This is a genomic window from Microvirga sp. HS2, from assembly GCF_055792805.1.
The window spans coordinates 59936-75171 of the sequence record NZ_JBVVAJ010000001.1 but is presented as its reverse complement, the minus strand read 5'-3'; the positions used below and the strand labels follow the sequence as shown (position 1 = coordinate 75171).

Below are 15236 nucleotides of genomic sequence, written 5' to 3'. Positions count from 1 at the left end.
CCATCGGGCCCCGGTTCCGCTATGGATCGCGTTTGGAATGCGACGAGAAGGTTATCGAGGATCATGACCGACGAGAACACCCATTTCGGGTTTCAGTCCGTGCCCCTGGGCGAGAAGCAGGACCGCGTGAACGAGGTCTTCCGCTCGGTGGCGAGCCGCTACGACCTCATGAACGACCTCATGTCCGCGGGGCTCCATCGCCTCTGGAAGGACAGCCTCATCTCCACCCTGCGCCCGCCCCGCGACCGCGCCTTCCGCCATCTGGACGTGGCCGGCGGCACCGGCGACGTGGCCTTCCGCATTCTCGATGCGGGCGGGCCGCAGACCCATGTGACCGTGCTCGACATCAACGGCGAGATGCTGAAGGTCGGCGCCGAGCGTGCCGGCCACCGCTATGACGGCCGCATCGATTTCGTCGAGGCCAATGCGGAAGAGCTGCCCCTCGAATCCAACACCTTCGACGCCTACACGATCGCCTTCGGCATCCGGAACGTGCCGCGCATCGACGCGGCCCTGCGCGAGGCGCACCGGGTGCTGAAGCCCGGCGGGCGCTTTCTCTGCCTCGAATTCTCGAAGGTGGACGTGCCGCTCCTCGACAGGATCTACGACGCCTATTCCTTCAACGTGATCCCGCGCATGGGCCAGATGGTGACGGGGGATGCGGAATCCTACCAGTATCTCGTGGAATCGATCCGCAAGTTCCCGCCGCCCGCCGCCTTCGCGCGGATGATCGAGGAGGCAGGGTTCAAGCGCGTCACCTATCGCCAGCTCACCGCAGGCGTGGTCGCCATTCATTCCGGCTGGAAGATCTGACACGTGATCGGCAGCATCGTCCATCTCGCGCGAAACCTGCGCGCCGGCTTCATTCTCGCCCGTGAAGGGGCTCTCGGGCTCTTCGATCCGAGCGCATTGCCGCCGTCCGCGCGCCTCGGCCTCAAACTGGCGCGAACCATCGAGCGGCGGCAGCCGGAGGACGGCTCGGCGCGTCTGTCCAAGGCGCTCACAAGGCTCGGCCCTTCCTATGTGAAGTTCGGCCAGTTCCTCGCGACACGTCCCGACATTGTGGGCGTCGCGGCCGCGCGCGACCTGGAGCGCCTGCAGGACCGGATGCCTCCGTTTCCGCGCGCCCAGGCCGTCGCCGTGATCGAGGCGGCTCTAGGCCGCCCCATCGGCGACCTCTTCCTCGATTTCAGCGAGCCCCTGGCTGCGGCTTCCATCGCCCAGGTGCACAAGGCGCGCATCCGCACGCCGGAGGGCGAGGAAACGGTCGCCGTGAAGGTGGTGCGCCCCGGCGTCCGCGAGGGTTTCGCCCGCGACCTCCAGGCCATGCGCGCGGCGGCACGCCTCTTCGAGCGCATGGTGCCCGATGCGCGCCGCCTGAGGCCCATGGAGGTGGTGGAGACCCTGGCGCGCTCCGTCTCCGTCGAGATGGATCTGCGCCTCGAAGCCGCCGCTGTCTCCGAACTGGCCGAGAACACGAAGGACGATCCCGATTTCCGCGTGCCGAAGCCGGAATGGGATCTCACGGCCCGGGACGTGCTCACCACCACCTGGATCGACGGTATCCGCCTCAACGACATCGAAGGCATCGAGCGAGCAGGCTTCGACCGCGAGGCGCTCGCGCGCACGGTGATTCAGTCCTTCCTGCGCCATGCCATCCGCGACGGCTATTTTCATGCCGACATGCATCCCGGCAACCTGTTCGTGGATCGGGAGGGCCGTCTCGTCGCCGTGGATTTCGGCATCATGGGGCGTTTGGGCCTCAAGGAGCGGCGCTTCCTGGCGGAGATCCTTCTCGGCTTCATCCGCCGCGATTACCTGCGGGTCGCGCAGGTGCATTTCGAGGCCGGCTATGTGCCGCCGCACCATTCGGTGGAGGATTTCGCGCAGGCGATCCGCGCCATCGGCGAGCCGATCCACGATCGGCGCGCCGACGAGATCTCGATGGCGAAGCTGCTGACGCTGCTGTTCGAGATCACGGCCCTGTTCGACATGGCGACGCGCACGGAACTCGTGATGCTGCAGAAGACCATGGTCGTGGTGGAAGGCGTCGCGCGCGCGCTCGATCCCAAGCTCGACATGTGGACCACTTCCGAGCCGGTGGTGCGCGACTGGATCGAGCGCAATCTCGGCCCCCTGGGCCGCGTCGAGCAGGCGGGCCGCGGTTTGTGGACGCTCGCCGGCGTCATCGGCGACCTGCCGGATCTGGCGTTGCGCGCCGAGCGGGTCCTCAACCAGATGGAGGACATGACCGCCAAGGGCGTCGCCCTCGACCGGGACAGCATCGCCGCCATCGGGCGCGCCGAGGCGCGCGGCAACCGCTGGGGCGTAGCCGCCTTGTGGATCATCGCCGTCTCGTTGATGATCATGTTGCTCAGAGGTTTCTCATGACGCTGTCCGGCAAACGCATTCTCCTCGTCATCGGCGGGGGGATCGCGGCCTACAAGTCCCTCGACCTGATCCGCCGCCTGCGCGAGCGGGGCGCGTCGGTGCGCTGCATCCTCACCCATGGTGCGCAGCAGTTCATCACGCCGCTGGCGGTCTCGGCCCTCACGGGGCAGCGCACGCATACGGATCTCTTCGACCGGGAGGACGAGGCCGATATCGGGCACATCAAGCTGGCGCGCGATGCGGATCTCGTCGTGGTCGCGCCTGCCACCGCCAATCTCATGGCGAAGATGGCGGGCGGGCACGCGGATGATCTCGCCTCCACGGTCCTGCTCGCCACCACATTGCCCATCCTGATCGCGCCCGCCATGAACGTGCGCATGTGGCTGCATCCGGCCACGCAGCGCAATCTCAAGACACTGCAGAGCGACGGCGTTCATACGGTCGGGCCGAACGAGGGCGCGATGGCGGAGGCCGAAACCGGTCCCGGCCGCATGGCCGAGCCTCTTGAAATCGCGGCGGCCGTCGAGCGCCTGCTGGCTCCCTCCGGCCCGCTCGCGGGCCGCCATGTGATCGTGACGTCGGGGCCGACGCACGAGCCGATCGATCCGGTGCGCTACATCGCCAATCGCTCCTCGGGCAAGCAGGGCCATGCGATCGCAAAGGCGGCGGCGGCGGCGGGCGCGCGCGTGACCTTGATTTCCGGTCCCGTCGATCTGCCCGATCCCGCCGGGGTCACGACCGTGCATGTGGAGAGTGCACGCGAGATGCTGGACGCCGTGGAGAAGGCGCTGCCCGCCGATATCGGCATCTTCGCCGCCGCCGTCGCCGACTGGCGCGTGGCGAATGCGGGCGAGCAGAAGATCAAGAAGAAGGACGGCGCGCTGCCGAGCCTGTCTCTGACCGAGAACCCAGACATTCTCGCCACGATCTCGCATCTGACGCAGAAGCGTCCCGCGCTCATGGTGGGCTTTGCCGCCGAAACCGAGAACGTGATCGAACATGCGAAGCAGAAGCTCGCGAAGAAGGGCTGCGATCTCATCCTCGCCAATGACGTGTCGCCTGCAACCGGCGTGATGGGCGGTGAAAGCAATACGGTGCATCTCGTAACGTCATCTGGCGTCGAGACTTGGCCGACGCTCTCGAAGACGGAGGTCGCCGAACGTCTCGTCGCGCATGTGGGCGCTTTGCTCGGAGACCGGAAGCCATGACGCACGTGCTGCGCATCCAGCGCCTGCCCCACGGCGCCGACCTGCCGCTGCCGCGCTATGAGACCGCGGGCGCCGCAGGCATGGATCTGATCGCCGCCAATCCGGCGGATGCACCAATGGTTCTGGTTCCAATGGAGCGCAGGCTCATCCCCACGGGCCTCGTCATCCAGCTGGAGCAGGGCTTCGAGGCTCAGGTGCGGCCGCGTTCGGGCCTTGCTCTCAAGCACGGCGTGACGGTTCTCAACGCGCCCGGCACCATCGATGCGGATTATCGCGGCGAGGTGCAGGTGTTGCTCGTCAATTTCGGGGCGGAGCCTTTCGCCATCGCGCGCGGCATGCGCATCGCGCAGATGATCGTTGTGCCCGTGAGCCATGTGGACGTGGTGGAGGTTGCCGATGTCGACCATACGGCGCGGGCCGCGGGCGGGTTCGGATCGACGGGGCTGAACTGAAAGGCACGCGATGAACTTCCTCTCTCGCCGCTCCCTGCTCGCGATCGCTGCCGTCACCGACGTCGCGCTCCATGCGCGTCCGATGCCTGTTTCGGCGAAGGCGCTCGCCGCCCGGCACAACCTGCCGCCGCGTTATCTGGAGCCGGTGCTGCAGGCCCTGGTGCGGCAGGGAATTCTCAAAGGCGTGCGCGGACCGCGTGGTGGTTACGAACTCGCCCGCGAGCGTCGGCGCATCACGGCGGGAGATATCGTGCGCATCGCCATGGCGGCGCAGGAGGACGATGGCGATACCCCGCTTCCGGAATCCCGTCTCGCCGAAGCGGTTGTGGCCCCGCTTGTGATGAAGGGGACGGAGGCCTTTCTGTCCGAGCTCGACCAGGTGACCGTGGAGGATCTGTGCAACCGGGCCCAGGACGAAGCCGTTGTCGAACCGAGCACACCGATCGATTTCACTATATAGATTGTGAATTAAGCCAATTATCGACACTTGTTGCGAAAAGGACTAGGATCCTGCCATTTCATGGAGGATCTTATGGCTGACACTTTCAACGCCTCGAACGCCGATACGAAGCCCGGCCGCGGGCGCATCTACGGCTCCATCACCGACACTATCGGCCATACCCCGCTCGTGCGCCTCAACCGGCTGCCGAAGGAACACTGGGTCGATGCGGAGATCCTCCTCAAGCTCGAGTTCTTCAATCCGATCTCCAGCGTGAAGGATCGTATCGGCGTCAACATGATCGACGCCATGGAAGCCTCGGGCCAGATCAAGCCCGGCGCGACGCTGATCGAGCCGACCTCCGGCAATACCGGCATCGCGCTCGCCTTCGTGGCGGCCGCGCGCGGCTACCGCCTGATCCTCGTGATGCCTGAAACCATGTCCATCGAGCGGCGCAAGATGCTGGCCTTTCTCGGCGCCGAGATCGATCTCACCCCCGGCCCGCAGGGCATGAAGGGTGCGATTGCCCGCGCGGAGGAGCTGCTCAAGGAAATTCCGGGCTCCGTCATTCCGCAGCAGTTCAAGAATCCGGCAAATCCCGAGATTCACCGCAAGACGACGGCGGAGGAGATCTGGAACGACACCCAAGGCCAGCTCGATGCCTTCGTAGCCGGCGTCGGCACCGGCGGCACCATCACGGGCGTGGCTCAGGTCATCAAGCCGCGCCTGCCGGCCATGAAGGTATTCGCGGTGGAGCCTGAGGATTCCCCCGTGCTCTCCGGCGGCCAGCCCGGTCCCCACAAGATCCAGGGCATCGGTGCCGGTTTCGTGCCGGATGTGCTCGACCGCTCCCTCATCGACGGCGTGATCACCATCGGCAACCAGACCGCCTTCGATACGGCCCGCAGGCTTGCCAAGCTGGAAGGCATTCCCGGAGGCATCTCCACGGGCGCCAATGTGGCGGCCGCCCTGGAGATCGCAGCCCGTCCCGAGTTCAAGGGCAAGCGCATCGTCACGGTCGCGCCGTCCTTCGCCGAGCGCTACCTCTCGACGCCCTTGTTTGAGGGGCTGTGAGGTTCATCCGGTTCTAACCGAAGAAGGGCGGCCTCAGGGCCGTCCTTTTCATGTCCCGTCGGATCGGCCGCGCCGCTTCCTGATGATCGGCGCCGAGCCCTGGCCGGGGCGGCAAGTGACGCGTGGGATGTCAGCGAGAGAGGCCAATCTCTCGTCTTACGATACGTTATAACTTGTATATTGCGACGAGGTCTGAGATGACTTGGTGAGATGACTTGGCCGGAATCCGCTTCTGGCAATTCGAAGGAGAGGCTCGGCCATGACGATCTATACGCTCTCGATCAACGACTACCTCGCCCGGAATCCGCGCTGGTTCTCCCTCGAGGACGTTGTCACCATCGCCGACACGGCCGATAACTTTAGCACCTTCCTCACGGCCACCCTCGTGGACGAGATGCGGTCGAACCGGGTCGACTTCTTCCATTCGACCGAGGGCGCCCTCGTCCTCGACGTGGCGAAATTCCGCGCCATGGGCGGCGTGATCAGCGTCTTGCTCGGCGATGATGTCAGGCTGGTGGATACCGCCCCTGGCATCAACGATCTCACTTACTTCGAATTTCAGGACCTCGCGGGGAGCTTCGACATCATCGACGCGACCAGCAACGATGCGGAAGTGCGCATCAGTGGGGGGCAAGCCCAGTTTCTGCTCTCGGGGCAGATGACGATGGCCGCCGACGACAATGTGAGGCTTCAGGCCACGACCGGCGGCGAGCTTGCCAACATCCTCAACGATACGGCGAAGCTGCGAACTCTGATCGACAAGAACGTCGATGTCTTCGGCCTTAACGGTTTCGATTCAGTCGAAATGAGTCTGGCATCGGCTCTTATCCTCGCAGGGGCCGTATCCGCTTCTCTGGATTCAACCCTCGTCGCGACCGTCGGGGCTTTGGATTTCTCAACCCTGTCGGCGGATGCCATCCGACAGTTCGGCCTCAAGAATATAGACTATCTCAGTAGCGGCTCGAGCCAGCTCGTCTTACGCGCGGATCAGGCCGCCGCATTGGCTGAGACCGTCTCTCTTTCTTGTGTTCCTACCTGGGAGCGCCCCAGCAACGATGTTCAGGTGATCGTCAAAGACACCTCCGCCAATTTAGCCACCCTTTCCGGGCAGCATATCGCGGCTCTCGACGCCAAGAACGTCGATTTTCTCGAAAGCACCGACGCGAACGGCGCCCTCGCCCTCACGGCGACCCAGTTCTCCGCCCTGCTCACGACCCAGAGGCTGGCCGTGAAGCCCGCCACGGTGGCAACCCTGTCGGACACGGGCACCGCCATCGGCACCGCCCTCGCGGCGATGGCCGACCTGACGTCCGACCAATGGCAGAGGATATTTTCCAAAGGCATCGACGCCATCGATGCCACCGATGAGGGCAGCATCGAGCTGTCCGTCGGGACATTACGGAGCATCTCCTGGGCGTTTACGGCGAACGATACGGTGGTGTTGAAGGATACTCCGGAGGCGCTCAACGGCCTTGCAGGCAGCGACTTCGAAGGACTGGCCGGCCGCGGCATCGACATCCTCGATTCCACAACAGGATCCTTCGCGCTCTCCCAGCAGTTTTTCAACCTGCTCGGCTCCGTTGGATTTGCGGCGGACGACACCGTGACGGTGAACCAGTTCTCAGGCAACGACGTCGCCAACTTTTCGACGCAAGCCATCGCAGGACTGGACGCCCGGGGCGTCGACGTGGTCGATGTCGCCGGTTCGAATAATCATTTCGGCCTCTCGGCGGAGCAGATCGCGGCTTTCGCCAGGACCGCGTCCTTTGGCCTCTCGGCGGACGAAATCGTGGTGCTAGCCGACAACGGCTCGGCCATCACGGCAACCTTCAATGCGCTCACCGTCGCGCAGATCGGCACCCTTGCCGCCAAGGGCATCGATGTCATCGATGCCGTTGGTTTTGACGAGCCCGAAGCGTTCAGCCTGTCCGTGGCCAAGTTCGGCGCGCTCGGCAGCGTGGCCCTGCAAGCCAGTGATGTCGTCACCCTTATCGACACGGGGGCGGCCTTCGCGGGTCTGAGCGCCGCTCAGATTGCGGGGCTTTCCGGCAGAGGCATCGATGCCTTCGATGCCTCCAACAACCGCGTGGCCCTGTCGCTCGCCCAGTTCAATGCGCTTGGCACGCTGCGTCTGGCCCTGGAGGACATCTTCGACGTGCGCGGCACCTCGAACGCCGACACCATGCTCGGCAAGGCCAACAAGGAGACGATCCTCGGCCTGGCCGGCAATGATCGGCTCAACGGCGGCGCAGGCAACGACACCCTCTCCGGTGGCAGCGGCAAGGACATCCTGACTGGCGGCAGCGGCTATGACCGCTTCCGGTTCGATGCCGCGCTCAATGCCAGGACCAATCTTGACACGGTCACCGACTGGAGGAACGGCTACGACAGGTTCCTGCTCGACGATGCGGTCTTCAAGAAGATGGGCACCGGCACGGCGACCGGCCGGGCTCTCAGCAGCAAGTTCTTCGCCTTTGGGGCACGCAAGGACAAGGACGACTATCTCTCCTACGATCCCAAGACGGGCAAGGTGTCCTACGACGCGGACGGGATCGGCACCAAATACAAGGCCATCGACTTCCTTCAGCTGCAGAAGGGCCTCAGCGCCAAGGCCCTCAATGCCGGAGACTTCCTGATCGTGTGAACTTTCCGGCGGCTCCTGCAGCTGAAGGAAATCCAGGCGGCTTAAGGCCGCCTGTCTGCTCGAAACGGGCTCTCCCGAACATGCGGCTGGCACATCCATGATCCCGCAAGCGTAGCCAGAACTTCCCGGATTGCCCTGGGTTCTCCTTGAGACAGCTGAATTCAGGCGACGTTTCAAGGAGTTCATCATGGTGGAGCGCAAGGCGCCTCATTCGTTGAAAGACCAGGACGCGGACCAGATCCGCAACGAGCAGCGGGGCGGCGACGACAGCCCTATCGATCCGAACCGGGATGGCGGGCCCGAGGGCAACGCCACGATGCGCCGCGTCTGGAGCGAGCCGGGCGGCGAGGCTTACGATTACCGGCAGGGCCGGACAGGACAGACGAGCCAGGCCGGCATTGACGGCCATGACGAACTCACCGCCGCCGAGACGCCCGAGGCCACGAAGCATCTGAGTGATGCGACGCTCTCGCCGAAGGACAAGGATGCGACAGCCGAAGCCATCGAGCGTGCGACAGCCGTCAACGGCAAGGACCAGGGCTGACAGGAGAGCGCCATGGGCAATGCAGGCTACGGCAACCACACCGAGGACACGAAGAAGCGCGTCGATCCCGAACGTCCGGATCCGAATGCGGGTCGCAGGGGCTCGCCCGAGGACAAGCCGGGCGGCGCCCCGCCGGCGGTCGGCCCGCACGGCAAGCCGTCGCTGACCAATCCGGATGCGACGCCCGGCACGGGAGCCCTGCCGGATGTCGGCGACCGCGACGGAACCGATTCCACCAGTTCGTGACAGGATCCGATCATGGCGCAGAATCCAAACTCCGGACCGCGTGTTCCCACGGAGCGCCCCGACCCGGAATCGGCGGACCGCAATCCGCGTCCCGGGTCCGAGGACCGGCCGGGCTTCGATCTCGGCGGCTCGGTCGATGAGGCCAACGCGACCGGCACCGGCTCCAGCACCATTCCCGGCGGCCCGAAGGGCGGTCCATCACACGGGACCGACGCGGGCGGCCGCGCCACCGGTCTTACCGATCCCAGCGGCTCGCGTTCGCTCGGAAACGAGGGCGATGCCGATTCGAAATCCGGCTCCGGACCGACGAACGGCTCCGGCGGCCCCACCTGATGACAGGAAAGGAACAAGCAGCGATGGCTCGATCCGACAACAAGTCCGACCAGGCGACCGAGAAGGACATCAACGCTCCGCGCCTGACGCCGCAGGGCCGCGAGAACCCCGATGCGTCCGGCGAGGATTCCACCAATCCCATGGGCGAGGGTGCGAAGAAGGGACAGAGCGACAAGGCCGAAGGGTGAAGGCTCTTCACGTCATCACCGGCCTTGTGCCGGCGATTCCAATTGCCTGAAATGCAGCATTCTGATCGGGATGGCCGGGACGAGCCCGGCCATGACGAGTTGCCAAGTATGTGACCAGCGACACGAAAAAGGCCGCCTCGAAAGGCGGCCTTTGGTTTGTCTCCCGACGCAGATGTTACGCGCTCAGCGCTTCCTTCTGCTTCTCGGCGCGCTTGCGGTCGTTCGGGTCGAGGATCGCCTTGCGGATGCGGATCGACTTCGGCGTGACTTCCACGAGCTCGTCGTCCTCGATCCAGGCGAGTGAGCGCTCGAGGGTCATGCGGATCGGAGGCGTGAGCCGCACCGCTTCGTCCTTGGAGGTCGTGCGGATGTTGGTGAGCTTCTTGCCCTTCAGCACGTTCACCTCGAGGTCGTTCTCGCGGTTGTGCTCGCCGACGATCATGCCCTGATAAACCTTCCAGCCGGGCTCGATCATCATCGGGCCGCGATCTTCGAGGTTCCACAGCGCATAGGCCACCGCCTCGCCCGAGTCGTTGGAGATCAGCACGCCGTTGCGGCGGCCTGCGATCTCGCCCTTATAGGGCTCGTAGGCGTGGAACAGGCGGTTCATGATGGCCGTGCCGCGGGTATCGGTCAGAAGCTCGCTCTGGTAGCCGATGAGGCCGCGGGTCGGAGCGTAGAACACGAGGCGCTGGCGGTTGCCGCCCGAGGGGCGCATCTCGACCATTTCGGCGCGGCGCTCGGACATCTTCTGCACCACGACGCCGGAAAACTCCTCGTCCACGTCGATCACCACTTCCTCGACAGGCTCGAGAAGCTGGCCGTTCTCGTCCTTCTCGAACACCACGCGGGGACGCGACACGGCGAGCTCGAAGCCCTCGCGGCGCATGGTCTCGATGAGGATGGCGAGCTGCAATTCGCCGCGGCCCGAGACGTAGAACGAGTCCTTGTCGGCGGCTTCCTCGATCTTGAGGGTCACGTTGCCTTCCGCTTCCTTGAACAGGCGGTCGCGGATCATGCGGCTCGTCACCTTGTCGCCTTCGGTGCCCGCCAGCGGGCTGTCGTTGACGATGAACGACATGGTCACGGTCGGCGGATCGATCGGCTGAGCCTGGATCGGGATCTCGTTCTCGGGCGCGCAGAAGGTATCGGCCACCGAGCCCTTCACAAGGCCCGCGATGGAGACGATGTCGCCGGCCTCGCCCACGTCGATGGGCTGACGCTCCAGGCCGCGGAAGGCCAGGATCTTTGACACGCGGCCGTTTTCCACCACGTTGCCTTCGCGGTCGAGAACCTTGATCGCCTGGTTCGGCCTCACCGTGCCGGAGCTGATGCGGCCCGTGACGATCCGGCCCAGGAAGGGGTTGGATTCGAGCAGCGTGCCGAGCATACGGAACGGGCCTTCCTCGGTCTTGGCCGGGGGCACGTGATCAAGCACGAGGTCGAAGAGCGGGGCCAAGCCCTGGTCGCTCGGGCCTTCAGGGGACTTCGCCATCCATCCGTTGCGGCCCGACCCGTAGAGGATCGGGAAGTCGAGCTGCTCGTCGGTGGCGTCGAGCGCCGCGAAGAGGTCGAACACCTCGTTGATCACTTCCTGATGGCGGGCATCGGGACGATCGATCTTGTTGATGGCGACGATGGGACGCAGGCCGATCTTCAGGGCCTTCGAGACCACGAACTTGGTCTGCGGCATCGGGCCTTCCGCAGCGTCAACGAGCACGATGGCGCCGTCGACCATGCTCAGGATGCGCTCGACCTCGCCGCCGAAATCGGCGTGGCCGGGGGTGTCGACGATGTTGATGCGGGTGTCCTTCCAGACCACCGAGGTAGCCTTGGCCAGGATGGTGATGCCGCGCTCCTTCTCGATGTCGTTGGAATCCATCGCGCGCTCTTCGACGCGCTGGTTCTCGCGGAAGGCGCCGGATTGCTGGAGGAGCTTGTCGACGAGAGTGGTCTTGCCGTGGTCGACGTGGGCGATGATGGCGATATTGCGTAGTTTCATAAGGGGTCTTTCAAGGCAAAGAGGCCCGGCACGCGGCGGATGTCCCCGCGCCCCTGGCTCGTACCGGGCGAAGAAATTGATGGACTTGCAATATAGTGATTAGTCTGCGGCGGCAATAGGGCGTACCATCGTCGCAGGCTCCAAGGGCTCAAAAACCGGCTCAAAAACCGCTCGGCATGGCGGATCTTCAGGTCCGGAACCGCCAATCCGGGCGGATACTGCGCACCATCATCATCTCACCGAGATTCTCGGGCGTCAGGAGCCCGACGAGCCGCTGGTCCTGATTCAGCACGAGCAGAGCCGGAGCCTTGGCCTTGTTGAGCAGGGTGATGGCGGCCTCGAAAGGCTGCCATTCCTGAACCGTCGGCAGGTCGCGGGTCATCACGTCCAGGACCGGGGTCGTGGGGCCTCCCTGCCGGAGGGCCACGATCAGGCCGTCGCGGGTCAGGAGCCCGCGTGGATGGCCGGTGCCGTCGACCACGGGGAATTCCTTCTGCGAGGTGCGCAGCATCAGGTCGACGGCGTCATCGAGGGTCGAGGAGGTCGTCAGGGTCTCGACGGAGCTGATCATCCCCGCGTGCACGGGCAACCCTTGGGTTGCGCCCCGGAACGACACGTCCTGCGCCTCTGCGGAGGCGGCGACATAGATGAACAGGGCGATGATGATCAGCATCGGGTTGCCGAAGAGCCCGAGCAGAGCGAACAGAAAGGCCGCGCCCTGGCCGATCCGCGCCGCCGCGCGGGTGGCGTCGGCATAGTTCATGCGCATGGCGAGAAGCGCCCTCAGGACCCGTCCGCCATCCATGGGAAAGGCCGGGATCATGTTGAACACCACCAGGAAGATATTGGCGGCGGCCAGCCGCACCATGATGCCCGCGTGCGGGTTTTCGAGCGCCGTGGTGGCGGCGGTGTCGATGCGTAAACCCAGCACGAGAATGATCGCGGCTGCGATGACCACGTTCACCAGGGGCCCCGCCACCGCGACCACCAGCTCCTCGCGCGGCTTATCGGGGATCCGCTCCAGGCTCGCGATGCCGCCGATGGGCCAGAGCGTCACCTCCGGCGTCTTGATGCCGTAGCGCTTGGCCGCAAGGATGTGCCCGAACTCATGGGCCAGGACGCAGGCGAAGAGCAGCACCATGAACACCACGCCTTCGATGGCGGCGGCCTGACCTCCCGCTTGCCACTGCCCCGCACCGATCCAGATCAGGAACAGCAGGAAGGTCACGTGAATGCGCACCTCGGTGCCGGCGATGCGCGCGACGGGAATGGACCAGGGCATGGGTATCTCCAGGCGGATCTCCTAGGCTCAAGGTAGGGTGGAAGAGGCGCTTTCCAAAGTCAGGAGAAGTACGGTCCCGTGCGTCCAGACACCGGGCGGCGATCATGTGAGAAACGTCACAGACCGGCGCTCCCCTCGGGAGGACGCTGAAGCCGTTCGTCGGCAGGAAGATCCTGTGACGCAAGGCCCTGCGACGAACGTGGCGACGATCGGACCACCACCGGCGCTGATCGCGCGAGGGAACGCCGAGGCTTCGCGCAGGGCAGCAGACGATTCACTGAAGCCAGAACGGGTTCCTGCAGGCTCTCGGATTGTTTCTGCCTGCGGCCCGTTCGGCCGAAACGGGAGGCTTCCCATGATGTCCCGTCCCCTGAAGCGTTCGTTCCCGGCCGCGTCCGTCCTCCTCATGACGGGCACGGCCACGGCCCTCGTTCTTGCAACCTCCGTCGCCGCCTGTCCGCTGGGCGATCACAACAGCCCGCGCGTGAAGCTCCTCCACGGGCTGAGCCACGCTCCGGCCTCGCGGATGACGATGGCGCAGGCTGATCATCAGGCCCATCCCCAGCCGCCGGCGCGCAACGAGCTTGGAGCCTATAGCCGCGATCTGCCGAAGGGGGCTGCGGCTCCGCGCGCCGGGGAGCGGCCTCCGCTCTACGGGAACCTGGGCCGGTTCACCTGGACCGGCGTCGGCCCCACGATGCCGGAGGCGCGCGCCTATTTCGACCAGGGCTACCGTCTCGGCTGGGGCTTCAACCATGCTGAAGCGGCCCGCGCCTTCAGGGCGGCGCAGGAGCTCGATCCGGGTTGCGCCATGTGCCTCTGGGGCGAGGCCTGGGTCCTCGGGCCCCATATCAACTACCCGATGGAGGCGGACGCCAACGCCCGTGCGCTCGTCCTGCTGGACCAGGCGAGGCGGCTCGCGTCAGGGGACGCGCTGCAGGCCGCCCTGATCGAGGCTCTCTCGCAGCGGCATTCGGCCGATCCGAGCGCGGATCGCAAGGCGCTGGATCTCGCCTATGCGGATGCGATGGAGGCCGTGCAGGCCCGCTTTCCGGACGATCCCCACGTCGCTCTCCTGACCGCGGACGCGCTCATGAATCTCAGCCCCTGGGATTACTGGACCGACGGGGGCAAGACTCCGAAAGGCAGAAGCGGGCGGATGATTGAACTCATCGAGGGCGTACTCGGCGAGCAGCAGGTGGGATCGCTCAGGGCGGCGCCCGACCATCCGGGGGCGATCCATCTCTATATCCACGCCGTCGAGGCCTCCGACCACCCGGAGCGCGCGGCGGCGCACGCGACCCGGCTTGCGGCCCTGATGCCCGGAGCCGGGCATCTGGTGCATATGCCGAGCCATATCTGGTATCGCCTAGGCCGCTGGCGGGAGAGCCTGGACGCGAACGTGCAGGCCGCCGCCGTCGACGAGGCGCTGCTCGGGCAGGGCGGCGCGAGCCTGCTCTATGCGGAGGGCTACTACGCCCACAACGTTCACTTCGTGATGGCGTCGGCCCTCATGGGCGGGGACGGAGCGACCGCCGTCGCGGCGGCCGAGAAGCTCGGCGGCCTGGTGTCGGATCGCACCCAGCGCGAGGTTCCCTGGACGCAGCCCATCGCCGCGGCGGTGTATACGGCCCATGCGCGCTTCTCGGAGGCGGACAAGGTGCTGGCTCTGCCCGCGCCGGACACGACCTTCCCCTTCGTGCGCGCCACCTGGCACTACGCCCGCGGCGTCGTCCTGGCGCGGCTCGGGCGGGACGACGAGGCGCGGGCGGAGGCGGCGGCCATCGCGGCCCTGGCGATGACGCCCGAGGTCATGGCGCTGCCCGACCTCGGCGTCCCGGGACCGGACGTGCTCGCCATCGAGGCGAAGGTCATCGAGGCGCGGATCGCCCAGGCCAAGGGCGATCCCGCGGCGGCCGCGGCGCAGTTCGCGGAAGCCGCCGCGATCCAGGACCGGCTGCCCTATATGGAGCCGCCCTTCTGGTACTACCCGGTGCAACAGTCGCTCGGCGCCGCCTTGCTCCAGCAGGGCAAGCCGGAAGAGGCGCAGGCCGCCTTCCGCGAGGCGATCCAGCGCGCGACCAACAACGGCTGGGCCGCCGCCGGATTGCTGCAGGCGGCCGAGGCGCGGGGCGATGCGGCGGCCGTCGAGGAGGCCAGGGCGCTCATGAACAAGAACTGGTTCGGCAAGGACCATCCGTCCCTCGACCGGCTCTGATCCCCGGATCAAGTCCGGGGACGGCCATGACGAGAGTGTGGTGACGAGGTGAGAGGGCTCAGACCCAGACAATTCTCCCCGTCATCCCCGGCCTTGAGCCGGGGATCCACGTCTTTACGCCGCCGCGGTTCTCAAGACGTGGATGGCCGGGTCAAGCCCGGCCATGACGAGAGGAGAGCCATCGAAGGCTACGTCGGTGGAGGGGAATGACGCCA

At 65.8% G+C, this 15236-nt stretch carries 14 protein-coding genes; 12 read left to right on the top strand and 2 right to left on the bottom strand.

Annotation, left to right across the window (positions count from 1 at the left end):
• The first annotated feature begins 63 nt into the window (after positions 1 to 63).
• From ubiE to ACS5Q0_RS00270, 11 genes are all read left to right on the top strand, one after another.
• On the top strand, positions 64 to 813 hold the full coding sequence (gene ubiE, locus ACS5Q0_RS00320) for a bifunctional demethylmenaquinone methyltransferase/2-methoxy-6-polyprenyl-1,4-benzoquinol methylase UbiE (protein WP_473124609.1): 750 nt from the start codon (positions 64 to 66) through the stop codon (positions 811 to 813).
• Positions 814 to 816: 3 nt separating this feature from the next.
• The gene (gene ubiB / locus ACS5Q0_RS00315; RefSeq protein ID WP_473124608.1) at positions 817 to 2391 is read left to right on the top strand and encodes a 2-polyprenylphenol 6-hydroxylase; all 1575 of its coding nucleotides are present in this window, start codon (positions 817 to 819) and stop codon (positions 2389 to 2391) included.
• A complete protein-coding gene (gene coaBC, locus ACS5Q0_RS00310; protein ID WP_473124607.1) occupies positions 2388 to 3599 on the top strand; it encodes a bifunctional phosphopantothenoylcysteine decarboxylase/phosphopantothenate--cysteine ligase CoaBC in 1212 nt (403 codons plus the stop codon). The genes ubiB and coaBC overlap by 4 nt, the downstream gene beginning before the upstream one ends.
• Positions 3596 to 4051, top strand: a complete 456-nt coding sequence (dut, locus tag ACS5Q0_RS00305; RefSeq protein WP_473124606.1) for a dUTP diphosphatase — start codon at positions 3596 to 3598, stop codon at positions 4049 to 4051. The genes coaBC and dut overlap by 4 nt, the downstream gene beginning before the upstream one ends.
• 10 nt (positions 4052 to 4061) lie before the next feature.
• Entirely contained in the window at positions 4062 to 4511 is a 450-nt protein-coding gene (locus ACS5Q0_RS00300) for an RrF2 family transcriptional regulator (RefSeq protein ID WP_473124605.1), read from the top strand.
• A gap of 72 nt (positions 4512 to 4583) precedes the next feature.
• Entirely contained in the window at positions 4584 to 5564 is a 981-nt protein-coding gene (cysK, locus tag ACS5Q0_RS00295; protein WP_473124604.1) for a cysteine synthase A, read from the top strand.
• Between the two features lie 259 nt (positions 5565 to 5823).
• Positions 5824 to 8208, top strand: a complete 2385-nt coding sequence (locus tag ACS5Q0_RS00290; protein WP_473124603.1) for a calcium-binding protein — start codon at positions 5824 to 5826, stop codon at positions 8206 to 8208.
• A gap of 187 nt (positions 8209 to 8395) precedes the next feature.
• Positions 8396 to 8752 carry a hypothetical protein gene (locus tag ACS5Q0_RS00285; protein ID WP_473124602.1) on the top strand — a complete coding sequence of 119 codons (357 nt, stop codon included), beginning with the start codon at positions 8396 to 8398 and terminating at the stop codon, positions 8750 to 8752.
• Positions 8753 to 8764: 12 nt separating this feature from the next.
• Positions 8765 to 8998, top strand: a complete 234-nt coding sequence (locus ACS5Q0_RS00280) for a hypothetical protein (protein WP_473124601.1) — start codon at positions 8765 to 8767, stop codon at positions 8996 to 8998.
• Between the two features lie 12 nt (positions 8999 to 9010).
• On the top strand, positions 9011 to 9331 hold the full coding sequence (locus ACS5Q0_RS00275; protein WP_473124600.1) for a hypothetical protein: 321 nt from the start codon (positions 9011 to 9013) through the stop codon (positions 9329 to 9331).
• Between the two features lie 23 nt (positions 9332 to 9354).
• Positions 9355 to 9519, top strand: a complete 165-nt coding sequence (locus ACS5Q0_RS00270; protein WP_473124599.1) for a hypothetical protein — start codon at positions 9355 to 9357, stop codon at positions 9517 to 9519.
• A 175-nt stretch (positions 9520 to 9694) separates the two neighbouring features.
• On the opposite strand, the gene typA is transcribed toward ACS5Q0_RS00270, so the two are convergent.
• Both typA and ACS5Q0_RS00260 read right to left on the bottom strand, forming a co-directional pair.
• Entirely contained in the window at positions 9695 to 11521 is a 1827-nt protein-coding gene (typA, locus tag ACS5Q0_RS00265; protein WP_473124598.1) for a translational GTPase TypA, read from the bottom strand.
• Positions 11522 to 11708: 187 nt separating this feature from the next.
• On the bottom strand, positions 11709 to 12803 hold the full coding sequence (locus tag ACS5Q0_RS00260) for a site-2 protease family protein (protein WP_473124597.1): 1095 nt from the start codon (positions 12801 to 12803) through the stop codon (positions 11709 to 11711).
• A gap of 355 nt (positions 12804 to 13158) precedes the next feature.
• On the opposite strand from ACS5Q0_RS00260, the gene ACS5Q0_RS00255 reads away from it, so the two are divergent.
• Positions 13159 to 15021, top strand: a complete 1863-nt coding sequence (locus ACS5Q0_RS00255; protein WP_473124596.1) for a hypothetical protein — start codon at positions 13159 to 13161, stop codon at positions 15019 to 15021.
• Positions 15022 to 15236 lie beyond the last annotated feature (215 nt).